Source organism: Paenibacillus sp. FSL R5-0887 (assembly GCF_038002305.1).
In the GTDB taxonomy this organism is placed as follows: Bacteria; Bacillota; Bacilli; order Paenibacillales; family Paenibacillaceae; genus Paenibacillus_AQ; species Paenibacillus_AQ odorifer.
In genome coordinates this window covers 1,665,172-1,689,560 of record NZ_JBBOCE010000002.1, presented here as the reverse complement: position 1 = coordinate 1,689,560, position 24,389 = coordinate 1,665,172, and the positions used below count along the sequence as shown (strand labels likewise).

The window sequence follows — 24,389 nt, the reverse complement described above, 5'->3', positions numbered from 1 at the left end:
ATCTGGAGACAACAGCGACCGGAAGTCCAAACACTCCTCATAGTTACGAACGATCCCTAAATGTGGAATTTATAAGTTCATCTAAACCAAAATCAATACTAAAGGAGAAGTGATAAATATGAATCAAACGACTACTTGGGATAAAGTCGATCAGTATATTACAGAGCGCCTGATTCCACAGGACGCTGTATTGGAAGAAGTGTTGGTCACCAATCAACAGGCAGGGTTGCCGCCCTTTGATGTTTCGCCTAGTCAGGGGAAATTCCTCAATCTACTGGTGCAAATGAAAGGTGCACGCCGGATTTTGGAGATTGGCACCTTGGGCGGGTACAGTACGATTTGGATGGCAAGAGCCCTGCCGTCTGACGGACAGATAGTTACCTTGGAGCTGGATCCTATTCATGCGCAGGTAGCTAAAGCTAATCTTTCGCTTGCCGAGGTGGATCATCTGGTAGAGCTTCGTGTAGGGGATGCATTAGAGCAACTGTCTCAGATGAAACAAGAGGGCGTTGAACCCTTCGACTTTATTTTTATAGATGCCGATAAACCGAATAATCCTAACTATTTAAAGTGGGCGCTGCAATTCTCCCAGCCAGGAACGGTGATCCTTGGAGATAATGTGATTCGTGAAGGGGAGGTCATTAATGAGAATAGCGAAGACGCTCGTGTAGTAGGCGTACGGGAATTCTATGATCTGTTGGCTGAAGAGCCTAGAATTTCGGCTACTGCCATTCAGACGGTGGGAAGCAAAGGTTATGATGGATTTGTATTGGGGATTGTGAATAGCTGAGGGATTCGACAGATCCTCTGAGCGTTACGGACCCCGTTGGCGTTATTTGCGAATTTTTAGCCTATAGAGCAGGGTTTCGGACTCCAGTGACGCTATTACTTAGAAAGAGGTTCATCTGTGTCCGATAGATGCCGGTGCCTCCTACCTGTAAATGATATCAAATCAAACAAAGGTGTCCCTAAGCCATGATGGCTTTAGGAACACCTTCGTTATTTTAAAGCGCCTCTTTAATCACCTTTTTGTAATAGAAGACGGACAATATTGCAAAGATCGAATACAAAGCAGTGTATAACAGCATCACCAGAATCATCGGTGTCCAAAGCTCTGTGCCGAATAAGAACCAGCCGGATTTAACGGCGAAGTAGCTGTGAAGCAGACCTATGACTAATGGAATACCGAAGTTGAACAATTGTTTCATCTGTATACCTCTGAGCAGATCGCCTTGCGTGAATCCAAGCTTTCTCAGAATAGTGTAGTTAGGTTTTTCATTTTCACTTTCATCCATTTGTTTAAAGTATAGAATACATCCGGAGGTAATCAAGAAGGTTAACCCCAGAAAAGCAACGATAAACATAATGAGTCCCATATTTTGTTTTTGACCTTTTATCGACTCTAATTGAGAGTCTTGTTTGTTTTTCTCATCAAATTTCAAGGTCTTGAAAAGTTCATTTGCCTGTTCAACGCTGGCCCGGACTTTCATATCAATCCCGATATTAAGGGAGGATCCTCTTTGAAGGGCAGGATCTAAATCCTTCTTTAAGCGTTTAAAGATCGATTCGTCTACAACCGCAACCGGTAAGCCACCTCCTGTGTAATACCCTGAAATGGGACTTTCGATATCTAATCTTTTATAATCCTGTGGAAAAACCTCATGTAACCCTTTGAGTTCAATCGCACCTTTATCTTTCATAGTAACAAAATTATCCAGTGCACTGCTTGATTTCGTAAAATAAGCTTTATCTGGAGTTAGATCAACGTCTTCAAGTGCATTTTCACTTATGACCGCCAGGGTCATAATATTTGAAAACATATTGTCTCCGTCCGGTTTTTTAACAAGAATCTCTTCAACATCTACATCGACCTGAAGGACTTGGGTCCTTCTTTCTGTAAATACTAAATCATTTGCCGTTAGGATCTTTGTAAATTGTTCAGCCTCTTGGGCATTCGTGAATACAAAATCCGTTGGGACATATTGCTTGGAAGTTTTCTCAGCAGAGTAAAAGGAAATGTAGCTAAGGGATAATAAACCCAGGGCTAGTGCCGATACCGTTGTAATGATGGTTAATAATACGGCATTGGATTTCATGCGAAACATAATGGAGGAAAGAGATAGAACCTCTCTAATGTTCAGATAGCCGTTTTTCCGCTTACGAATGATATGAAAAATAAAACTTACCGAGCCTTTATAAAATAGATAGGTCCCAATAATGACGGATCCCAAAATAGTAATCATGGATATAGCCAATTGATTCATTGAGGTTACGTCTTCGGTAAGTAATTTAGAGGAGAGCACATAGCCCAGTAGGATTAGGCCAATTCCGACAATCCCTATGATCATTTCAAAGAAGGATAACTTTTTCACTGTACCTTCTGTTGTTGAGGTTACCCGGAACAAGGATAAGATACTTTGTCGTTTAATAAATCCATAATTCATCAGCATGATCAAAAGATAAATCACACAAAATACGATCAACGTCTGAATCAAAGCTTCGATAGAGAAATGAAGGGAGGCTATAGCATCGACCCCCATTATTTTAAATAAGATCATGAGGATCAATTTTGAGATAGAAAAGCCTACTAATATCCCTAGGATCAGGGAACCGAAATATAGGATAAAGTTTTCTGCCGAAAGAATGCGGAAAATTTTATTTTTGGTCATTCCAATTAACTGAAATAAGCCAATTTCTTTGCCGCGTCGTTTGATAAAGATCGTATTAGCATACAACAGGAAAATAGAGACAATTACGACTAGTAAAACCGAGGCAGCTGTGATGGCTGCGCCCCCTTTGATAGAGCTTTCCAGCTCATCCATCGAGGGATCGTATTGCAAGGTGACAAAGGCGAAATATAAGGCCACACTAAAAACTAGCGCAAACACGTATAGGTAGTAATTTCGGATGTTTTTTCGCAGATTTCGAATCATTAATACATTAATGCTCATTCTGCACACCGCCTAATACACCCTGTGTTTTTATAATGTCGTTGAAGAAAACTTGTCTTGATTGTTCTCCTTTATTTAGTTGCGTATAGATTTTTCCATCTTTTATAAAAATAACTCTACTGCAATAACTGGCAGCCACTGGATCATGTGTAACCATAACGATGGTTGCTCTTCGTTTTTGATTGAGTTCACTTAGCTTATTTAATAAATCAGAAGCGGATTTAGAATCCAGCGCCCCGGTAGGCTCATCAGCAAAAATAATACTTGGATCATGAATGAAGGCACGAGCTGCTGAGGTACGTTGTTTTTGACCGCCAGAGATTTCATTGGGGTACTTATTTTTTAATTCCAAAATCCCCAATTCCTTTGCGAGACTTTCGAATTTCTGATTGGCGGCTTTCTTGGGTGTATTGGTAATGGATAGTGGCAGCAGGATGTTCTCCTTTACCGTCAGCGTGTCCAAGAGATTATATTCTTGAAAAATAAAACCTAAATGATTCTTGCGAAATTCAGCGAGCTGCTTCTCTTTCATATTGGAGATTTCATTGCCCTCGATGGTAATAGATCCGTTACTGATTTTGTCGATCGACGAGAGTACGTTGAGCAGGGTGGTTTTACCTGAACCGGAAGGCCCCATGATGCCAACGAATTCGCCTTCTTCTATACGAATATCGAGTCCGCTTAACACGGATTGTTTGTTTAATTTATTGCCATAGCTTTTATGAATTTTAGTAGCTTCTAGAATTGCCATAATGATTCACTCCTTCGTTTCTTCTTGTATAGCTTTATTATAAAAAAGTTTATTGTTCTTATCCTGCGATTGCCCGAACAAAATATAAAAGCATGTGACATTGTTGTCACATGCTTGAGATTTTAACGAATTCATTTTTGAGTGGGAAGGTTAGCGTAAATGTTGATCCCGCTCCGAGCTTGGATTGAACCCCGATGATGATGAGTAAGGATTGAGCTGCTTTCTGAGCTAAATATAAGCCCATGCCTGTGGCGGCATTGTCGCGATGTACAGTAGTGGAAGTAAACCCTCTGTCGAAGATGCGCGGCAGGTCCTTCGGATCTATCCCGCGCCCGCAATCCTTCACCTTAAGAACGATATGTTCAGCTTGCTGGTAGCTATTCACTGTAATATCAGAAGCCTCACTATATTTTACGGCGTTGGTTAGGAGTTGTCTGAGGATAAAAGCCAGCCATTTAGCATCACTAAGCACTTCAGCAGCTTCTAAGTTCAACTCAAAGCCGATTCCCTTCTGAATACACCAAGATTGTAATGTCTTAATCTCACTAAAAATAAGCGTTTCTATATCGATTTGCTCCATGTACAGGTCGTTTTCAATAAATGGTATCCGTCTTTGATGGAGCTGCTGATCCAGCAGCAGGTGAATACGCAGCCACTCATAGGTCAAGTGCCCCTTCATAACATCATCTTCTATACGCTCAATCATTAGATGCATTGCGGTCAGTGGAGTCTTTACTTCATGAATCCAGGATAACAGCTCATCCTTCTCTTGCTCCAAATTCATTAAATTGTCTGAAGCAGTCCGCTTTAACAATTTCACTTGGTTGGTGATGCTCTCTTCGATGATTTTCTCAAAAGGACTTTCGGCAAGAGCGATGCTTGTCAGATCGAGATCATCGTCCCGCTCATTTAAGCTTTTATAAAATCTGGTTTCCTTAGGATAGCGAATGACTAGAAAAATTACGAAAAAAATCATCGATAAAGAGACCAGATAGAGCACTGAAGACAGGGGGATGGTCGGGTCCATAAAGGTGATAAAGAGCATAAATAGATGTACAAAGAGAAAAAGCAAAATCCAACCGAGTCTTTCGAGCAGGTACTTTTTAATCATAGAGAATCCTCTTCAATGGCTACGTACCCTTGTCCAACCTTCGTCTCAATAAACGCCCCTAATTCAAGCTCGTCGAGCTTTTTGCGCAGCCGATTTACGTTGACGGTAAGGGTGTTGTCGCTAATAAAGCGCTTATCGTCCCATAAGCTATTAATTAATTCCTCGCGGGTGACAATTTTATTCTTTTTCTCAATGAGCAATTTCAATATGAAAATCTCATTTTTGGTAAGCTCAATCGTTCCCGTGTCGTTGGTCACTGAATTCCGCTCATAATCGACGGTAGCTCCGCACCACGTTTTGAGTTCAATGTTATCCGTATTGTAATTGTACACACGCCGGAGAATGGCTTGCACCTTGGCAATGAGTACATCGAAATGGAAGGGCTTTTGGATATAATCATCGGCTCCCAGCTGCATGGACATCACCATATCTGTCGGATGATCCCGAGAGGATAAGAAGATAATCGGCAGATTAGAGTGAGAGCGAATCATTCTGCACCAATGAAATCCATCGAATTTGGGTAATTGGATATCAATTATCACTAAATCAGGTTTGATTTCCGTGAATTCCTGCGTAACATTGTTGAAATCTTGAATGCCATATACATCATAAGACCACTGCGTAAGCCGCTCTTTGATCTCATTAAACAGCGTTGTATCATCTTCGATTAATAAAAGCCTGAACAAATCGGTCACCACACTTTTAGTTTCGTGCCTTGCGTTTAGAATACGCTTAAATGATTGAAGCCATACTTTGATTGTGCTTAGAGCATTGCAGATAACACTGTCTGATAATGTGCAAATTCCTTCGTTTCATTAAACTGAGGGCACATTTTCAAGGAGAGCAGGGCGCTTTCGATTAAGAACTCTCTTGGTTCCTTATTGTTCATGATCTCTTCTTGGATAAAATATAACAGCTTCAGTGCATTGGACAGGCTGGGATCATCGGCGGCGAATGATTTATCAATGATTTTTTTTAAGCTTACGGTCGCAAACGATAAATCATTATTAAAAAAATCAGTGTATTCAGCAACAGGCAATAGTTTCCCTACATGATCGGGGGAGATAAGCTGCATTCCTTTTTCACTTAAGTCCTCAACAATCGTCTGGATAAGAGTAGTGCAATAATTAATGATTTGTTGAGAGGTAATGACTTCATTCATGGCACTGTTAATTTGCAGCATATGTTGCAAGATGCCTGTGAAAATGATGGCTCCATCCAGTAGATAGGGTTTTTTATCTTCAGAAAATATATGCAGGAAACGTTCATGCACCCAGGTTAATAAGGTGAATTTAGTTTTTTTGATGAACGTAATTAAATCCGGATCATTGGAGACCAGGGCATCTTCAACCAGCTGCAACAATTTATTTTTTTTATTGATTTTCATAACCAGTTGAACTTGTTTAGCGAATATATCAATGTCAGAGGGGTCCTGGCCAATGAGCAGGCCATTTCTGCCTTCTTCCAGCTGGTCATGAATAGAGGTGAATACAGCTTTAAAGAGATCCCCCTTGGAAGGGAAATAATTATAAAAAGATCCTTTGGAGATCCGGCTGTGATTCAGAATGTCCTGTATGGATGTGGCGTGGTAGCCTTTTTCAATAAATAATTCATGTGCTTTTTGAATCACTTGCTCTTTCCGTTTATTTATCATCTTAGGTGCCCCTTTAAGCTGGACTCTTTTGTGCAAAAAAAACACTTCACGTAGAATAGACTAGCTTATATTTCCACTTAATACAATTTAGTTTTTAAATGAATTCTGACTTGCCAAGCAGTAAATATAAGAGTAATATATTCTACGTTGTAACATAAGTTCAAAATTGAACCGACGGTATGATTATAGAATGGAGGATTCCAAAATGAAAACGAAAGAAAGTAAAGCGTCCTATGGGATTTTGGCAATCCTTATGATTGGTGCATTTGTTGCTTTACTGAGTAATACCTTGCTCAATATAGCTTTACCATCGATTATGAAGGATTTTGATGTCAGTGCCTCAACGGTACAGTGGTTATCGACGGGTTATATGTTAGTGAACGGGATCATGATTCCTTCAACGGCCTTTTTAATTCAAAAGTATACAGCCAGACGATTATTCCTAATCGCCATTGGATTATTTGCAATAGGGACCTTCATTGGAGGCTTTGCTCCAAGTTTCCCTGTATTATTGATTGCGAGAATGGTCCAAGCCTCAGGGGCCGCGATTATGATGCCATTATTAATGAATGTATTGTTCACCACATTTCCACCTGAAAAACGTGGCTCGGCCATGGGGATGTTTGGTTTGGTTATGATTTTTGCACCAGCCATTGGTCCTACACTCTCAGGATGGATTATTCAGCATTATGAATGGCCTGTGCTGTTCTTTATGATTGCACCGATCGCCGTATTGGTGTTCATTCTTGCCTTCTTCAAACTGCATGATCCTAAAAAAGATGTGGCTATTAAAATTGATATTCTATCCGTAGTTCTATCAGCGATTGGGTTCGGGGGTCTTCTATACGGCTTCAGTTCCGCTGGGAATAAAGGATGGGATGATCCAATGGTCTACTCCACCCTTATTATCGGGGTTATTGGTTTAGTGATATTCATTATGCGCCAGATGAAGATGAAGGAGCCTATGCTTAACTTCAGAGTGTACAAATATCCGATGTTCGCTTTATCCTCAGCGATTTCGATTACACTGAATATGGCGATGTTCTCAGCCATGATGTTAATGCCGATTTACCTGCAAAATATTAGAGGCATTTCACCTCTGGATTCGGGACTCCTAATGTTGCCTGGTGCGTTGATTATGGGGGTTATGTCTCCAATCACAGGTAAATTGTTCGATAAATTCGGCGGCAAAGTCTTAGCGTTAATCGGTCTGGCTATCGTAGTGATCAGTACGTATTTCTTTAGTGATCTAACTGAGACAACGAAATATTCGACACTTATGATTTTGTATTCTGTGAGAATGTTCGGGATTTCAATGGTTATGATGCCTGTGATGACCAATGGTCTGAACTCCATTCCGGCTAAATATACACCGCATGGTACAGCCATGAACAGTACGATTCAGCAAGTCTCCGGGGCGATTGGCGGGGCGCTGCTTGTAACGATTATGTCTAACAGTACCACATCACATGTCAAAGATATGGTAGCTGAAGCTGTGAGTAAATTAACGGCTAAGCCTTCTGCAGAGCAATTGCTTGGCATTCAAAACCAAGTCATCGCAAAAGCAACGATCGAAGGAATTAACGATGCATTCTTAGTGTCAGTAGGCGTAGCCATCATTGCCTTTATCCTAGCTTTCTTCATAAAAAGAGGGATACAGCCTAAGGATACAGAAACAATCGAGGAAAAAGTGGCTGTTAAACAAGTTTCATCCGCTAGATCGATGTAATTTGATATGTAGAAAGACGCTCACCTATGGTGGGCGTCTTTTTGTCTTAATTAAAAATAGAACTCTGAGTGAGTCTTGGTCCATCCTGAATGACCGTTATGGAGTCGTTTCCACCTACATAAATTCTATTTGTGAGCGGGTTTAGCACAGTGCTGCCTGATACGGAGGAGAATCTTGCGAGCCGTTTAAACGTGGTGGCGTTATAAACGGACATATGATTCTTATCAAAATTACCAACAAATAAATGATTTGTATTCGGGTTGATAATCGTGTTGGAGGAGGTAGGCAACACCTTTGTGGTTATAATTTTGTTGTTGCGCCCATCTATGACAAACAGCCTGCCCTTACCCTCCACTTGTGCACTTGAGACATAAATACGATTCGTCAGCGGATTTATAACGACCTCACTTTGCAAACGTCCCAGCTGTACATTACGCAACAATTTATTGGTTCGGCCATTGATCACAGAAAGAAACCGGCTCAAGTTATTAGCGACATAAATACGATTGGTAATTTTATTAAGTGCTGGCGCTATCACGGGGTTACTTCCGACTTTTATTGTCGCAATGATCGCCTGTGTAGTTCCGTTAATGACGGTGACGCTATCATTTACTGTATTGGTCACATAGACACGGTTGGTAAGCTCATTGATAACAATTCTGGAGGGGCGTCCACCGATTTCAATCTTTTTACGGACCTGATTTGTTTTCCCGTCTATGACGAATAGGGTTCCGAATGCGCTAGTTACATAAATCAGATTGGTTCGAACATTTACTCCGATATTGTCTGGGAATCGGCCTACTTTGACAGTTTTGATTACCTGGTTTGTCCGCCCGTTTATGACAGATACGTTTTCGTCACGGAAGTTAGGTACATAAATCCGGTTGGTTTGGGGGTTGATTCCGAGCTGAGACGGCAGTCTTCCTACAGGGATCCGAGCGATAATGCGATTAGTTCTGCCCTCCAATACCCCGATAGTTCCAGCCTCGGTGTCTGGGTTTACAAAGTATACTCGATTCGTGACGACATTTACTTTTATATCTCCGATCGGTCCGGCAGAGCGGACTGTAGCAATCACTTTTGGCTGCGCCATGCTTTTACCCCTTTCCAAGTAAATAGATACTTCATTATATTTAGGCTTAGGCAAAAGGGTACTTCATTTATCCTTGCAAGATATATATTAGGAGTGTAGAATGGTACTCCATTATCCAAATATTAGGTTAGGTGTAAGCGTTTTATTTTTTGAGAAATTGAGATTGATTGGAGGTTGGGGTTGAGATGGTGAAATCAGTGTTGTCGGATATTTTATTAACACCTGATAAGACGCAGGTTCATAGCGAATTATTAGAGGAAATTGGGCAGTATATCACACAAGAAATTCTAAATCATCCGTTAATGAAAGAGGAGAGTCAGCGGGTAAGTATTCTCCTTGATGGATCGACCGCACTTGGTGTGGTGGATGAGCAGTCGGATGTGGATGTAATCATTATTTGTCAGGACGAGTATTATAGCAGCATTAATCATCGGTTCGAGCAAGCGGGGCTGATCCCGGAGCAAAGTAGTTTTTTTATGGATTTACGACTTCCCAGCGGCAAGTCCGGACATTACACACTGCATAAAATATCAGAAATCAAAGCGGCGTTAATGAGCGGAAATATGGAATGGCTGTGGAATGCTTCTATTTCTTATATCTACTATGACCGATTGGATGTAAAGTCGCTTTTTGATGCCTATGTGCCCCTCCAACCTGAAGTCCTAATGAGATTTCGTAAGAATTCATACATACAGTTAAGAAGTTATGCCAAAAGCTTAGATAATCCGGTAGTGCGTGGCGACGCCTTTCCTATTTTATTTTTAGCGGTTTCTCTTTATAAAGAAGCATTACGCTGTGCCATTACTATTGAAGGTCACCCCTACCCCTATGACAAATGGCTGGTACCTGTAGCCAAACAAACGACTGTCGGCCGAAAGATTATGGAGTGTGCGGGCGATTTTTGGAGTTTTATTAGAGATGATGAATCCTTTGCTCCTATGTACCAAGAGGATAATAACTTTGTCAAAATGGAAAAACGATTCCGGAAGATACTTGTAGAGGAATTCCGCATGCGGGGGATCGATGAACCTTGGTTAGTAGAGTGGTGGAAGTTTATGGAGGAGTGAGTGGAGCTATAGGGTGTTTGGTGAGTAGAGTAGCTGTGGTGGCGGGGGTGCTGGGGATGGCTGTAGTGGCTGGGATGGTCGGAGTGGTGGAATGGTCGGATGGTTGAAGTGGCTATAAGTATTTGGGTGAGTGGCTAGCTGGCTGTAGTGATTAAGTAACTTAAATGACTCCCCTTCCTCCTCTTGATTATGGTAAGGTATATTGAAGTGGAATTTTAGTGAGAGGTGATTATATGGACGGGACAGTTTCAATATTAGGAGTTCCCTTTTCAAAACTAACACTACATGAGACAACACTTCATCTAACAAAGCATATTCAATCTGGGGAATCGAAACTTTTCCATTTGATCACGGCTAACCCGGAAATTACGATAACAAGTCAATCGGACGAGCTGCTACGAACCATACTTCAAGAAGCGGATCTAATCACTCCTGACGGGATTGGCATTGTGATGGCATCAAAAAGAAAAGGCGATCCTATTGCTGAGAGGGTAACTGGATATGAGCTGCTTCTTGAGCTTTTGGAGCAAGGAAATAGCTTGGGATGGAGTTTTTATTTCTTGGGAACAGATGAGCTTACCAGCTGTAAAGCGGTCGAAAAGATCACGGAGTTATATCCGAATGTGAAGATTGCAGGAAGACATAATGGTTTTCTTACCAAGGAAGAGGAGCCTGCCATTGTAGCAGAAATACAGCGCGCACAGCCAGATTTCCTGATCGTTGCGATGGGTGCGCCATACTCTGACAAATGGGTATATAAGCACAAACAGGAGCTTACGCAGGTAAAAGTTGTTTTTGGCGTGGGGGGCAGCTTAGATGTAATAGCGGGAAAAGTTACTCCTGCACCAGCGCTATGGAAAAAACTCAATCTGGAGTGGTTGCATCGACTTTTGTTCGCTCCCGTTGCGAAGGGACAAAAGTCGCGATGGCGCAGACAGGCAGTGCTGCCCAAATTCGTGTTCCGAGCTATGATTAGGAAATGAAGAAAAGGCCTCGTTTATGGGGGCCTTTTTTTGGTTCGGTTGGTGGGAGAGGAGGAGGGGGCAGATGTGAGAGTAGGAAGTAAGGAGTAGGGGGAAGAGTAAGAGAGATTAGTGGGAGTAAGGTGAGGAGTATGAGCAAGAGTGAGTAGTGAGTAGTGAGTAGTGAGATTGAGGTAAGGAGTAGAGTAGAGTAAGTAGTGGGATTGAGGTAAGGAGTAGGAGTAAAAGTGAGTAGTGGGAGTATGTGTAAGAGTAGTGAGTAGAATGTAAGTGCGACTATAGCTGTGACCTTTAAACAAATTAATAATAATAAACAACACCGATTCTGGTTGATGCCATAGTCTCGTATTTAATTCAAACTAAAAGCTAAAGAGGAACAATAAGGGCAAAAATGCCCCTGAGTCACTGGAATTCCGCCGAAGTGGGAAATAGAAGGCAAAAATGCCCTAGATCGGGTGCAATACAGCCCGACGAATCAAATCAACGGTATAAATCCCGTAGAATGAGCCAAATCCGGCCCGACGAAGTGAATCAACGGTATAAATCCCGTAGACTGAGCCGAATCCGGCCCGACGAAGCAAATCAACGGTATAAATCCCGCAGAATGAGCCGAATCCGGCCTGAAGCAGCAAATCAACGGTATAAATCCCGCAGAATGAGCCGAGTCCGGCCCGAAGCAGCAAATCAACGGTATAAATCCCGTAGACTGAGCCGAATCCGGCCCAAAGCAGCAAATCACCGGTATAAATCCCGTAGACTGAGCCGAATCCGGCCCAAAGCAGCAAATCACCGGTATAAATCCCGTAGAATGTCCCCAACCCGCCCGGTTACTATCCATTACCAACAGGGAGTCGGTTTTCGCCACACATTTAATGTGATCCCTACTATGATGAGTGAAATTTGTTTAATTGAGCAGATACATCCGCGTCAATTATAAATAGGGCAGGAGTTTATCGCTGCAAAATAAAAAACTGACACCGCTATACCAGCGATATCAGTTTACAGTTTTTAGCGATTAAGCTAGCGGCTGCCTATTTTTAGCTTGTTCCTCTCGCATCCACTGTGACAACTGGCGTTTGAGCTTAAGGAATTCGGGAGAGTCCGTAATCTCATCACGGCGTGGCCGCGGAAACGGCACATCGACTGTATGCAGAATGGAGCCGGGGCGGCCGGAAAATACATAGATACGATTAGAGAGCAACAACGCTTCTTCGATGTTGTGAGTAATGAACAGCACAGAGCGGCGATTCTCTTCCCACAGCTCAAGCAGCCAGCGCTGCATTTCACTGCGAGTTAGTGCATCGAGTGCGCTGAAAGGTTCATCCAGCAACATTAGCTCCTGGGGAGCGAGCAATGCTCTGAGAAAAGCTGCACGCTGCTGCATCCCGCCAGACAGCATATGCGGATAAGCATGTTCGAACCCGCTTAACCCAACCTTGGTAAGCCACTGGCGCGCTTCCTCGCGGGCTCCATCCCGCAGTGCACCTTTGATCTCCCCAGCAAGCAGCACATTATCCTCAATTGTACGCCAAGGAAAAAGCGCAGGCTGCTGCGGCATATAACTAATTTCACCGCGTTGACCTGTAACGACCTTACCGTTCATGCGGATCGTGCCTGCATCGGGTTTCACAAGGCCGCCAATCATATGGAATAAGGTGCTTTTTCCGCAGCCGGAAGGACCAACGATCGAAACGAACTCTTGTTGCTCTACCTTGAGAGAGACATTATTCAGAACTTTCGTCTCACGGCGACGATGGGAAAAAGATTTGGAGATGCCGCTCACTTCAAGGGCGGGTGCCACGGTATGAGCTTCAGGAGAGCTTATGACTTCTGTTGTTCTGTGTTGCATTTGCGTCGCTTGAGACATACAGGCATCTTCCTTTCTATGAGTTACGGCGCGGCTTCCAGCGAACCAGCCATTTTTCCAGCAATGCAATAATAGCAAAGAGTACAAGACTTAAAAGTACAATAATAACAATAGCAACAAACATCCGATCCGTACGATATGCGGATTTCTGCAGAAGCATATAATAGCCAATACCTTTATCCGCGCCAATCCATTCAGCGACCACGGCGCCCATAACCGCATAAGTAGCAGATATTTTTACGCCGGAAAATAGTGCCGGGATAGAAGAGGGCAGCTCCAGCTTGGTGAAGATTTGCCACTTGCTTGCGCCAGCCATTTTCATATAATTCATCATGACCTGATCACTTTGGGCCAGACCGCCCATCGCAGCGACAGCTACCGGGAAGAAACATACTAGTGTAATCAGCACGATTTTGGGCAAAAGACCAAAGCCGAACCAGATAATGAGCAGGGGTCCGAGCGCGATGGAGGGAACATTTTGACTCAGAATAATAAGTGGATAAAAAGCCCGTCTAGCCCAAGGCAAAAGATGCAAAAGCAAAGCAACGATCAGGCCTACCCCCGTACCAATGGGAAAACCAATTAAAGTGAGCCGCAGCGTAGCCATCGTATGAGCCCAAAGACCAGAAGCGTTACTGGTGGATTCACGGGCAATATCAGCAGGACTCGGCAGAATCCAGGATTCAATATGAAATACAGATACAGATAGCTGCCATACGGTTAAAAAGAAGACGACCGCCACAAGGGGCGGCCATATTAGCTTCCAGGTCGATCTCACGGCCGATATTTCTCCGTCAATTTATCCATGCTGATTCCGTTAGGATTATGAGCGATTTTGATCTGCGAAATTACGCTTGGACTGCCTGCTTCGATCAACGCCTCCTGCATCTGACGCACAACCTCCAGCAGCTCGCTAAGCTCACCTTCCATTGTGGTTTCCAGTGGATTCACTTGATGTTTAACGCCGGATTTCTGAATGACCTCAATCGCTTTATCTACGTATGGGATGGAATCCTCATTGTTCGGAGTTTTTGGAATTACTTGAATGCTTAGTAGGGTGTTAGCCACAATAATCAATCCTCTCATTTTATAAGGTAAGTTCAAAAAGCCAACTTTGATAACGAAGTAATTCATTACAATTGTTGTTTACTCCGCCGGTAAAAAATCATTACTGAATGCACTAGCAGCATCCAGCGGTTTATCCAGCAACTTCAGATCATACATCCAGTCGCCGTAATTTTGCCAGACCTCGGTTTTTTGCTCGCCCCAGCGGGCAGCATCGTCCTTGTATTTTGGGCTAAGCCATTTTTGGCTAGCTAGGACAAGGTCGGCGTCCAGGTCAGGAACGGCCTTCGATAACATACCGGCAGCCTCTTCCGGATGATCTATGGCATATTGATAACCTTTTGATGTGGCTTTCATGAAGGCCTTCACCAGATCAGGATGATCTGCAATTTGCTTCTCACTCGTCGTCAGCACAGGCGTGTAATAATCGAGCTGCGGCGCATAATCCTTTAAGTACAGCATATCCAATGGCTCGCCACGCAACTCAGCCTCAACACCAGTCCAAGCGTAGAAAATCCAGGCGAAATCAATGTCACGTTTGACGGCGGTAAAATAATCAGCTTCACCGATACTGATCAGCTTCACCTTTTTCACATCGCCACCTTCAGGATCCATGATAGCTTTCATGGCTGCTTCTTCGGCCGGTGAGCCCCAGCCTCCGTAGGTTTTACCTTCAAAATCCTTTGGTGATTTAATATTGCGATCTACTGGAGCAGCGAATCCCGACGTATTATGCTGAATAATAGCTGCTATCGAGACAAGGGGCACGCCTTGTAGACGGGCTAGCGTTAATCCTTCTTGGGCGCTGATGCCAAATGCGGCTTCGCCAGAAGTAACCATAGTATCAGAACCCGCTGCGCCTGGCTGAACGATCTCGACGTCCAGACCTTCTTCAGCGTAGTAACCAAGATCCTTAGCTACGTATAGACCGGTATGATTTGTGTTCGGTGTCCAGTCGAGTGCGACTTTAACTTTGGTGAGCTCTTTTGGAGCATCCGTCCCAGCCGAAGCAGTTGGATCAGTAGCATTTGCTTTGTTTCCGGCTGTATTCCCATTGTTGCTGCCGCATCCGGCAATGGCAAGAATGAGTACACAGGTGAGGCACAACGTAAGTGCTTTTTTAAGGTGCATGTCTTCTTCTCTCCTTTAAGGTTACAAGAATCCCGTCTTCACAACATGAACCGTAAGTTGTAGTATGTACGTTTTTCTACATCTTTTAGTGATCTTACAAAAAAAGCGCCCCGAGTGATCGGGACGCTGGCTTGGCGCAAGGTTAGTTAAGGTCACAGGGACCAGAACCAATTGGCGATTCCTACGCTGGCATTATCCAGATCAGGTATAAGGGTCAGTATCTTGTGGGATACAATCTCAGCCGGCCAATTCCAGCACCCCTGGTTCTATGAAGTTAACGGGTATTTCTATGTGCAATATAAGTAAGCATAAGTTTTGTACCCATACTTTATATCTTATATTTCTCGCATACGGTGTATTATAGACGGCTGTACTCGGAATGTCTAGTAGTGCACTCCTGAATTTTTCCAATCCAGTAGTTTCTTTTTTGCTAGTCTAGATCTTTATATTTCTTGCGGTGACGCCGTTTAAGCTCACTAACCAGCGCCCCTAGCGTGAGGACAACGCTGATCAGAATCCCGCTCATGATCACGAAGAGGGCAAGAAATTCAAAGGGAGAATAACCAATCATTTTACTCCATTGAATCTTTCCATCCAGATCGTCAATGACCTGATTCATGCCGTAAATCCCGCTTACTACCGTAAATACAGTAAGAATCATCAGCAGATTATCCCGTCGCTTGGATTGAAACTTATCCTGATACTGAAACAGGTCATTTAAGGTTTCTTTCACTTCCTCGAACAAAGCATCGTTTCCGTATACTTTACGCAGCTGAAGAAATATCTCCCGGCCCTGCGACTGGGAAATCAACTCCAAGAAGTAGAACTTTGCCGAGAACTTATTAATGGAGTAGATTAGATTGTCTATTTCCTCATAATCATGATTAATCCGAAGTCGGGAGTGCATATTGGCTAGCTTTAGCAGAACGATTTTGTGGAAAATATTGAGTAAAAATCCGTAATAATATTGCCCGTACATCTGGTTGGCTAGACTAACAGCAATCTCCTGTTCAGCGCGGGTCATGCAGCAAAAGGTCTGCTCATTCATCATATAATACGTGTCTGGACCCCAGCGATTATAGGAGTGTTCATGACAATAGTTCGCAATATATGCTGGATCGCTGGCACTGGCATAGGGCTTTCCGTTCAGATCAATTCCATCAAGCTGTGAGGCACGATAGCGCAGATTTACACTAATCTCATCAGAGCTTTCTTCATTCTGAAAGCCATAAAAAGCTTGCACCTGCATTCTTTCATCTACGAAAAAAGGAAGGGTCTCGAAATAAGCCCCATTGATATCCGATTGATCCAGATATGGCTCCAGTCCATCCACCAAATTTCGGAAGACAAAATCCTCTACCATCTCATAGGTCTGTTCCCCGCAATGAATATAAGTGTAATCATCCTGTATGAAGGTATTCTCTAGCGCACGGAAACGATCTGCGAATTCTAGGGCAATACTAAAGGGAATTGAATCCCCCTCCAGCTGGACACGTATCGTCACGAATCCAAGCTGAAAAGGGCATATGAATATATCCGTCGAGAGAATTTTGAAAAATATAGATTGCTGCGGAATCTCCAGAATGCAGTCGAGATTATTTACTCTGGAAAAACGGCGAAACGAGTCGGCATCCTTCCTGCGTGGAAAAAGGACATGTGCAGCAAACGGTAAATAGGTGCGCTCCATTCGTTCATGGGAAACACAGTAGCCATCTCCGTAATAGGCAGCTTCAAGCTCTTTATTATCCAGAAAAAAACGTGTGAAGCCGTCGTTCTGTAATTGCTGGATAAGCTGCTTAGAATCGCCCTTTTTTATAGAAAAGGGAAATATAAACTGCATGAGCGCAGTATGTAACAAAGGCTCAGTTGAAGACTCATTCATTCATCGTCCATCCTTGTGCTCAGAATATGCTTATAGATCACATTACCCTAAAAGGATAACGTTGATACTGTTCTAAATACGGGAACTCTTTCCTTTCACCGCTTGCATGGACTGGAACCTCCATGCGGCAATGCTTAGCAGAAACAAGAAGGCGGCAAAAGCGGCGAGTAATCCGGCTGTTTGTGCCACTTCTAAATGGTCCATAGACCAGCCCATAAACAGAGGTAGCAAAGCACCGCCAACACCTCCGGAAGCAATCATAATGCTGGGTGTTGACTCTTCGGTGCCAGGCAGCATTTTGCTGGAGAAGACTAAAGCAATGGAGAAAATACCGGACATAAACAGCCCCAGCAGCAGAATTACAATGAAAGCAGCCATTCGATTGTCAGTGAACGGAAAGAGTGTCAGCAGTAACAAGGTTAGTAAACAGCTGCTGAGAATGTACACGCGGTAAGATATTTTTTCGGCAATTACACCCGCAAACAATCTTCCTGTAGACATCGCCAGCCAAAAGAAAGTGACTGTCAGTGCTGCGGCAGACTCCGTCATCCCTAGCTTGGCAATAAAGATAGCCGGCATAAAGTTGACTAAACTCATCTCTGTGCCTACATAAAGAAAAAAGAAAACGATGAAGATCCCTAACAGAATCCATTGCTTACCTTTATACGGAAATTTTTTGTTAGAACGTGAGCTTGAGGATTGCGAATTGTCTGCTCCTTGGACAGAGGCACGTTCATCCAGCATTCGTTGTAGATTACCGAAGTGCCCTCTTGTCCAGAGGATAAGAGAAATTAAGGAGAAGGCAGCGACGATTAGAAAGGCCAATCTCCACGCTCCGGCAGCAATGAGTGGACTGGCGATAAGCGGCATCACGAGTGCGCCTATCCCGAATAGCACTTCAAGCCGGCTCATTGCAATAGCAGTTCCTTCGGTTACAGCACCAATAATAATGGTGCCGATAACCGCTTCGATCATCCCGAAACCAAAACCTGCGGCAACAGCGATAACATACATCCAGCCCCAAGGCGGTAGAAAGGCGTAGGCAATTTCTGCAACTAGTAGAAGACTGGTGGCAATGAGGATGCCTCCACGTTTACCGAAGCGGCGATTAAGCAGGGGAGAGACCAACACGCCTGCTAAAAAACCAGCGAATTGACTAAAGATTAATTCACCGCCAGCACTATAATTTTGATCATAATGTTGCAGTAGAACGGGCAGAATAGATCCCAGCACAACATGTGCCAGACCGATAACGAAGTAGGAAAGACAGCCGATCCAAATCAGTTTTTTCACGAAGTAAGCTCCTTATCTTGAAGTAGTTTATGAAGTAAGGTCGGATTCAATGTGAACCTGAAGGGTACATTATAATAAGCACCATTGTTATGATAAATCCAAACGGTGAGCTTGGATATATAAACTTTTGTTTACATGCTTGAAGGGAGAGATTTACGTAATGGATAACAAACAACTGGAGCAACTCATTATTAAAGCATTGGATGACAACAAGTTCGGTTCCTTTGGTACGATCGAAGAAGGAAATAAGCCGAAAGTACGTTATATGGCCATTTTCCATGAGGGTTTGAAGATTTATTTGGCTACAAATCGCAAAACTCATAAAGTGGAGGAGTTATCCGATAATCCGAATGCTTTTGTACTGCTTGGCTATGAGGCAGGCGGAAGCAAAGATGTGCTGGAGATTGAAGCAACTGCTACCGTCTCTAAGGATGAAGGCTTGCGCTCCAAGGTATGGAATAAAGAGCTGGAGCCATGGTTTACAGGACCTGATGATCCTAATTATGTAATTCTGGAGCTTACTCCAACACGTATTGAGTATGTAGGCAGCAATAAAGAGCATGGAGTATGGCAGCCGTAAGCTTTAGCGTTGAATTGATCAAACAGCCCTCCTATCCCATATGGGGTAGGAGGGCTGTTTGATGTGTTATAATGACTTCAACTTTTTAGGTATTCATATCGGGGAGGAGCTAAAGCTACATGAGCGTTACTCTGTTATATATTGAAGATGATCGTGAAATTGGCAGTGTAGTGTCTGCTGATTTAAGCGAAAGAGGATATAGTGTCCGCTGGTTACGGAGCGGCGAAGGAGCGATGGAAGAAGCCGGCGCCTGCCAACTGGCTATTCTCGATGTTATGCTACCAGGTCTGGACGGGTTTACGATCGGGCAACGTTTGAAACGTTCTTACCCTAAGCTGCCCATTTTGATGCTCTCCGCCCGGACCTCGATTGATGATAAGCTGCAAGGTTTGGAGTTCGCAGATGATTATTTGACCAAGCCCTTTCATCCGGATGAATTGGCCGCTCGAATCGAAGTGCTGCTCCGAAGGAATGGGGCATCGGTTCAGGATTCACTCACACTTAAACATCTAGTCGTATATGAAGGGGATAACCGCGTGATGAATGCTCAGACTCAGGAAGAAATCATGCTTACAGGTAAGCAATTTCAGATTTTTTCCTATTTGCTGCGTCATCTTAACCAAATTATGACGAAGGAGCAGATCTACGAGGCCGTGTGGGGTGAGGCTTATATCGAAGGAGATAAAACTCTAATGGTACATATTCGTTATTTGCGTGAAAAGCTGGAGCTTGATCCGGGTAATCCGGAAATTATCGAAACTGTCCGTGGGATCGGCTACCGGGTAAGAGCATGAGAGGATTAGAGCGCATTCGCAAGAAACGTAATTCCTCTTTGTTATCAGGGTATTTGCTAATTATCGTATCTGCACTGCTATTTATCCCTGTGGTCCTTCCGTTGTCTTTTGTTGGCTACAATATCCTTAACGAAGTGACCAAAGGTGCCTCGCCTGTAGATACATCCCTGTATTCGAATATTGCACCGCTGGAGACTATGTGGCATAAAGAGGCACTTCACTTAGAAAGTGCCTCTTCGGAAGCCATAAATCAGCGGCTGCATGAATTGAGTCGAAAATACACTGAGGCTACTATGTTTTGGGTAGACGGGCAGGGAAAAACCCAGTTGATTCTCACGCCTGAAGAAGGGGATAAGGATAAGATTTACCCTGAAGTTCCTGATCAGTGGACTGCGGCTGAGGCTATTTCATTTATGAAAGAAAGTACGAATCGTGATCCTTTAGCCATCGTTGCTTTCGTGGGGGACAAAGTGGAGGCAGACAAGGGATTTATGGTGATGCAAATTCCAAGCAAGCTGCTGAACAAAGGGGCTTATGGGGGATTAGGGGCTTGGGCTTGGTATAACTTTGTGTTATTTACCCTTTTTGGAGGGTTCGCTCTGGTTTCATGGATGTTCTTTAGAAAAATTCGCAAACGGCTGCTGCAACTGCAAACCGCGATGACGATCACAGGCCCGGATAGAATGCCTAAGTCTATAGTGACAGGAAAACTGGACGAGATCGGTCGCTTGGAGGAAGCTTTTAATACGATGGTAACTAAACTGGATGAAAGCCGACGCAGGGAAATAGAAGAGGAAGAGTTGCGTAAGCGTCTAGTCTCGAATTTATCTCACGATTTACGCACACCCCTAACCGTCATTCGCAGCCATATCCATGTTATGACCAAAGAGGATCTGACCTCAAAAGGTAAGCAGTCCTTACAGCTTATGGATGAGCGTATTGCGGATCTTAGCGTCCTGATCGAGAATCTTTTATCTTACAATCTGCTCAATAGTGGACGGGTAACCTTAAAGCTGGAACGTAAAGATGTTTTACGCTTGTTACGGGAAAGTGCGGCTGCTTGGTACCCCGTATGGGAAAAAGAGGGCTTCGATATTGATATTAACCTGGAAGCCGAACCGCTATTCTGGAGGGTGGATGAGGTCTGGTTCCGCCGTATTCTCGATAATTTGTATCAAAACATTGTACGACATGCCAGCAGCGGGCATTATGTCGGGATCTCAACGGAGCAACGTAATGAACAACGTGCCATAATTATTGCGGATCATGGTCGAGGCATTCAGAGTCCATCCGATTACAAGGGGGCAGGTTTGGGATTGTCTATCGTCGATCTTTTGATGAAGCATATGGAGCTGGAATGGGTTGTGGAGAGCACAGGCAAAGGCACTTCTATTGTAATCTTTGATCCGCGTCGTGAAATTTAAACAAAACTTAAACTTGGCACTTCCTTGTTCTTAACCTTGGGACGTTATGCTGTATACCGAGGTGAAGAACATGGAAGAAACAGTGATTAAAACTAAGGATTTATTGAAAAAATATCGTGGCCGGGCTGCGGTAGAAAATTTGAATTTAAATATCCGTAAGGGAGAGATTTATGGTTTTCTGGGTCCTAACGGAGCTGGGAAAACTACAACAATCCGTATGCTGCTTGGCCTAATTACACCGACATCTGGAAAAATTGAAGTGTTCGGCCAGGATCTTCGGAAGAATAAGATGCAAATTTTACGGAAGGTAGGGTCGCTTGTCGAATCCCCCTCGTATTATGGGCATCTGAGTGCTGTGGACAATCTCGAAGCGATCCGCCGCATTCTGGATGTTCCGAAGTCACGAATCGCTGAAGTGCTAGATATTGTTTCTCTAACCGGGGAAGAGAGACGTCCGGTCAAAGGGTTCTCCCTCGGGATGAAGCAGAGACTCGGTATCGCAGCTGCCTTGCTAGGGAATCCAGAGCTGCTTATTCTGGACGAGCCAACGAACGGACTCGACCCGTCAGGGATTCAGGAAATTCGTGGGCTTATCAAACGTTTGCCACAGGAACAAGGAATTACGGTTGTAGTATCCAGTCACCTGCTTAGTGAAATTGAACAAATGGCAGATACCGTGGGTATTATTCGCCAAGGGCAAATGGTATACCAAGATACAATAGCTAATCTGCAACAACAGGCTGCTGGCGAGATACGCCTTGCGGTTTCGGAACCAGAGTCTGCGTTACGTCTCGCTGGAGGCCGGGGGTATGAAGGGACACTACAAGAGCAAAAACTGATTTTTTCAAGAATGAACGATGCAAGAGTAGCGCTGCTAGTCAAGGCTTTGGTAGAGAATGGGCACGCTGTCTATCGTGTAGAGGAGCGGAGACAATCGCTTGAGGACTTCTTCCTACAGGTTGTGGGAGGCGGGGAATCATGATGTGGCGGGCGTTGTCAGCGGATTGGCTTAAAATTCGCGGCAAAGGAATTTGGTTTCTAGTGTTTCTAGGACCGATTGGTCTAGTAGCCATGCAGGGCCTTAACTTTGGCCTTCGTTATGATTATCTGCGTCAGCAGTATAGCGCGGATTTATGGGGAGGACTTCTGGATAATGTGTCCGGGTTTGTGCCCACAGCTCTTTTTCTGGGAGGCACTTTAGTATGCTCGTTGATTGCAAATGTCGAACATCAGATGAGTTCATGGAAGCAGCTCTTGGCACTGCCTATCTCTCGTACCTCAGTGTTTATGGCTAAGTTAATGCTCTGTCTGCTGCTAGTGGCAGTTTCCTGCTTGTTGCTCTCAGTGGGGATAGTTGTTTTAGGGCTTATTTTGGGCTTCAAAGCGGATCTTATTCCTTATGTGGATGTAGTGCGGATTGGCTTTATGTCCTATATTGCGGCTCTGCCGGTCATCGCGCTACAGCTGTGGCTTTCCATGGCTAATCGTAATCAGACACTGCCAGTTGCCCTGGGGATCACATTATCTTTGACGTCATTTTTCTCCATGTTCCTTTCGGAGTGGGTGCCTTTAACATGGCCATATTTGGCGTGGGACTCTTCTAATCGCCTTTTGTTCAGCGGTGCGGGTCTGCTGCTGGGAATGCTGGTGTTTTTGCCGGGTGCAGTGCATTTCGCTCGAAAGGATGTGGATTAAGATGATGTCATTTTGGAGAGTATTGTCCTCAGAGCGATTAAAAATGTCTAAATCATATGTTTGGCTTTTAGTCATAGGAAGTCCGGTTTTATCACTGGTTCCCGGATTGTTATCGGATAATCAAGGTGAGAAGATGTCTTGGGAGCTGCTGTTAAGTGTGATGTCAATGATGCATGCTTTGCTGTTTCTGCCTGTGCTTTCAGGCATTTTTGCGGCCCTGATCTGTCGTTATGAGCATCATGACGGTGGTTGGAAGCTATTGTTGTCTCTGCCTGTAACCCGGTTGTCGGTGTATCTCTCAAAATATGTGATGATCATCGGATTGCTGGCAGCTGTGCAAATAACGTTCCTCGTTATGGTGCTGGGAATGGGCTTGTTCCAAGGGGCTCCAGATCCAATCCCTTGGGCGCAACTGCTAAAATCAGTATTTGGCGGCTTTGTAGCCTGTCTACCTCTCGCCGCATTGCAGCTGGCGATCTCGCAAAGCTGGAGCAGTTTTGGCGCACCGCTGGCGCTGAATGTGAGTCTGACCATTCCCAATATACTGATCGCTAATTCTTCAACCTACGGCCCCTATTATCCTTGGGTACAGCCGTTGTTGGCCATGAGTCATTATGGTGATGACGGATTTGGTGCCTTTAATCTGCCTTTAGAGACACTGATGATGATAGTGGGAGGAAGCTTGATTGTCTTTTTTGCCGCAGGACTAATCTCCTTTTATCGTAAAGCAGTCTAATTCACAATCAGAGGCTATAAACTCCTCCTCAATGGACATCCCGTGCTGTTTTTCTTATAATTAAAGAATATAATTAGCTAAGATGGAGGAGGGCGAGAGCATGGAGCCAACGGCATTAGAGGACTGCGACAATACATGCAAGGGTTCAGAGCTTGAACCGGAATCCATTGCATTGATCCTGCCAGACCGTGGGATTACTGATAAAATGGCAGAAATGTTCAAAGCGTTGGGTGATCCAACACGAGTGCGGCTCATTTACGCTTTGTCACAGCAAGAATTATGTGTACATGATTTGTCCGTGATCCTTGATATGGGCCAATCTGCGATATCCCATCAGCTCCGTTATTTACGGAATCTACGGATCGTGAAGCGGCGTAAAGAGGGGAAAACGGTATTCTATTCGCTGAACGATGCGCATGTGGAGCAGATCTTTTTGCAGACCCACGAGCATGTCCGACACGAATAGCTAGTTGCAAAAAAAGAGGGACTCCAGCAGCCATTGAATGGCTTTTGGGAGTCCCTCTTTTTATTATGCCGACGAGTCCCAACCATCCACTACGGCTTACGGACCCAGCTGACGTTA

General features: G+C 44.0%; 24 protein-coding genes and 1 riboswitch. Of the genes, 11 read left to right on the top strand and 13 right to left on the bottom strand.

Annotated features, from left to right (window positions below; translation table 11 throughout):
* Positions 1–118 precede the first annotated feature (118 nt).
* Positions 119–790, top strand: coding sequence for an O-methyltransferase (locus tag MKY14_RS25365; protein WP_076192727.1), 672 nt, complete (start codon positions 119–121; stop codon positions 788–790).
* Between the two features lie 214 nt (positions 791–1,004).
* Here MKY14_RS25365 and MKY14_RS25360 read toward each other — a convergent pair whose 3' ends face one another.
* The 5 genes from MKY14_RS25360 to MKY14_RS25340 all read right to left on the bottom strand — a co-directional run bounded on the left by MKY14_RS25360 (position 1,005) and on the right by MKY14_RS25340 (position 6,467).
* A complete protein-coding gene (locus tag MKY14_RS25360) occupies positions 1,005–2,951 on the bottom strand; it encodes an FtsX-like permease family protein (protein WP_076302323.1) in 1,947 nt (648 codons plus the stop codon).
* Positions 2,941–3,702 (bottom strand): ABC transporter ATP-binding protein, encoded by a 762-nt coding sequence (locus MKY14_RS25355; protein WP_076192732.1) that lies wholly within the window; start codon positions 3,700–3,702, stop codon positions 2,941–2,943. The genes MKY14_RS25360 and MKY14_RS25355 overlap by 11 nt, the downstream gene beginning before the upstream one ends.
* 106 nt (positions 3,703–3,808) lie before the next feature.
* On the bottom strand, positions 3,809–4,813 hold the full coding sequence (locus MKY14_RS25350; protein ID WP_340977618.1) for a sensor histidine kinase: 1,005 nt from the start codon (positions 4,811–4,813) through the stop codon (positions 3,809–3,811).
* Positions 4,810–5,499 carry a response regulator transcription factor gene (locus MKY14_RS25345; protein WP_340977616.1) on the bottom strand — a complete coding sequence of 230 codons (690 nt, stop codon included), beginning with the start codon at positions 5,497–5,499 and terminating at the stop codon, positions 4,810–4,812. Before MKY14_RS25345 ends, MKY14_RS25350 begins: the two co-directional genes overlap by 4 nt.
* A 77-nt stretch (positions 5,500–5,576) precedes the next feature.
* Positions 5,577–6,467, bottom strand: coding sequence for a TetR/AcrR family transcriptional regulator (locus MKY14_RS25340; RefSeq protein WP_248549116.1), 891 nt, complete (start codon positions 6,465–6,467; stop codon positions 5,577–5,579).
* 205 nt (positions 6,468–6,672) lie between these two features.
* Here MKY14_RS25340 and MKY14_RS25335 point away from each other — a divergent pair, with 205 nt between their 5' ends.
* The gene (locus tag MKY14_RS25335) at positions 6,673–8,196 is read left to right on the top strand and encodes a DHA2 family efflux MFS transporter permease subunit (protein WP_076185676.1); all 1,524 of its coding nucleotides are present in this window, start codon (positions 6,673–6,675) and stop codon (positions 8,194–8,196) included.
* A 46-nt stretch (positions 8,197–8,242) separates the two neighbouring features.
* Here the strand turns inward: MKY14_RS25335 and MKY14_RS25330 are convergent, their stop codons facing one another.
* A complete protein-coding gene (locus tag MKY14_RS25330) occupies positions 8,243–9,289 on the bottom strand; it encodes a YncE family protein (RefSeq protein ID WP_076278911.1) in 1,047 nt (348 codons plus the stop codon).
* 185 nt (positions 9,290–9,474) lie between these two features.
* Between MKY14_RS25330 and MKY14_RS25325 the strand changes: the two genes are divergently transcribed.
* Together MKY14_RS25325 and MKY14_RS25320 are read left to right on the top strand one after the other, a co-directional pair.
* A complete protein-coding gene (locus tag MKY14_RS25325) occupies positions 9,475–10,356 on the top strand; it encodes a nucleotidyltransferase domain-containing protein (RefSeq protein WP_340977613.1) in 882 nt (293 codons plus the stop codon).
* Positions 10,357–10,589: 233 nt separating this feature from the next.
* Complete coding sequence (locus tag MKY14_RS25320) at positions 10,590–11,339, top strand: WecB/TagA/CpsF family glycosyltransferase (RefSeq protein ID WP_076192743.1); 750 nt, start codon at positions 10,590–10,592, stop codon at positions 11,337–11,339.
* 446 nt (positions 11,340–11,785) lie between these two features.
* Here the strand turns inward: MKY14_RS25320 and MKY14_RS25315 are convergent, their stop codons facing one another.
* The 7 genes from MKY14_RS25315 to MKY14_RS25285 form a co-directional block, all read right to left on the bottom strand.
* Entirely contained in the window at positions 11,786–12,157 is a 372-nt protein-coding gene (locus MKY14_RS25315; protein ID WP_340393252.1) for a hypothetical protein, read from the bottom strand.
* Between the two features lie 197 nt (positions 12,158–12,354).
* The gene (locus tag MKY14_RS25310) at positions 12,355–13,188 is read right to left on the bottom strand and encodes an ABC transporter ATP-binding protein (RefSeq protein WP_248549110.1); all 834 of its coding nucleotides are present in this window, start codon (positions 13,186–13,188) and stop codon (positions 12,355–12,357) included.
* Between the two features lie 34 nt (positions 13,189–13,222).
* Positions 13,223–13,984, bottom strand: a complete 762-nt coding sequence (locus MKY14_RS25305; protein WP_036682669.1) for an ABC transporter permease — start codon at positions 13,982–13,984, stop codon at positions 13,223–13,225.
* Complete coding sequence (locus MKY14_RS25300; protein WP_036682688.1) at positions 13,981–14,274, bottom strand: thiamine-binding protein; 294 nt, start codon at positions 14,272–14,274, stop codon at positions 13,981–13,983. Before MKY14_RS25300 ends, MKY14_RS25305 begins: the two co-directional genes overlap by 4 nt.
* A gap of 78 nt (positions 14,275–14,352) precedes the next feature.
* Positions 14,353–15,402 carry an ABC transporter substrate-binding protein gene (locus tag MKY14_RS25295; protein ID WP_076278907.1) on the bottom strand — a complete coding sequence of 350 codons (1,050 nt, stop codon included), beginning with the start codon at positions 15,400–15,402 and terminating at the stop codon, positions 14,353–14,355.
* A gap of 161 nt (positions 15,403–15,563) precedes the next feature.
* Positions 15,564–15,674, bottom strand: a riboswitch (TPP riboswitch).
* 158 nt (positions 15,675–15,832) lie between these two features.
* Positions 15,833–17,284 carry a hypothetical protein gene (locus MKY14_RS25290; RefSeq protein WP_076124594.1) on the bottom strand — a complete coding sequence of 484 codons (1,452 nt, stop codon included), beginning with the start codon at positions 17,282–17,284 and terminating at the stop codon, positions 15,833–15,835.
* A gap of 72 nt (positions 17,285–17,356) precedes the next feature.
* Positions 17,357–18,577: an MFS transporter gene (locus MKY14_RS25285; protein ID WP_076192749.1), complete on the bottom strand. Its 1,221-nt coding sequence runs from the start codon at positions 18,575–18,577 to the stop codon at positions 17,357–17,359.
* Positions 18,578–18,737: 160 nt separating this feature from the next.
* Between MKY14_RS25285 and MKY14_RS25280 the strand changes: the two genes are divergently transcribed.
* The 7 genes from MKY14_RS25280 (at position 18,738) to MKY14_RS25250 (ending at position 24,272) form a co-directional block, all read left to right on the top strand.
* Positions 18,738–19,157: a pyridoxamine 5'-phosphate oxidase family protein gene (locus MKY14_RS25280; protein ID WP_036682665.1), complete on the top strand. Its 420-nt coding sequence runs from the start codon at positions 18,738–18,740 to the stop codon at positions 19,155–19,157.
* Between the two features lie 119 nt (positions 19,158–19,276).
* Positions 19,277–19,951, top strand: coding sequence for a response regulator transcription factor (locus tag MKY14_RS25275; protein ID WP_038568445.1), 675 nt, complete (start codon positions 19,277–19,279; stop codon positions 19,949–19,951).
* Entirely contained in the window at positions 19,948–21,375 is a 1,428-nt protein-coding gene (locus tag MKY14_RS25270) for a HAMP domain-containing sensor histidine kinase (protein WP_076304327.1), read from the top strand. The genes MKY14_RS25275 and MKY14_RS25270 overlap by 4 nt, the downstream gene beginning before the upstream one ends.
* Positions 21,376–21,445: 70 nt before the next feature.
* A complete protein-coding gene (locus MKY14_RS25265) occupies positions 21,446–22,357 on the top strand; it encodes an ABC transporter ATP-binding protein (protein WP_076307938.1) in 912 nt (303 codons plus the stop codon).
* Positions 22,354–23,070, top strand: coding sequence for an ABC transporter permease (locus MKY14_RS25260; RefSeq protein ID WP_076142064.1), 717 nt, complete (start codon positions 22,354–22,356; stop codon positions 23,068–23,070). The genes MKY14_RS25265 and MKY14_RS25260 overlap by 4 nt, the downstream gene beginning before the upstream one ends.
* A gap of 1 nt (position 23,071) precedes the next feature.
* Positions 23,072–23,806, top strand: a complete 735-nt coding sequence (locus MKY14_RS25255; RefSeq protein ID WP_076124586.1) for an ABC transporter permease — start codon at positions 23,072–23,074, stop codon at positions 23,804–23,806.
* Positions 23,807–23,906: 100 nt separating this feature from the next.
* A complete protein-coding gene (locus MKY14_RS25250; RefSeq protein WP_036682656.1) occupies positions 23,907–24,272 on the top strand; it encodes an ArsR/SmtB family transcription factor in 366 nt (121 codons plus the stop codon).
* The last annotated feature ends 117 nt before the right edge of the window (positions 24,273–24,389 follow it).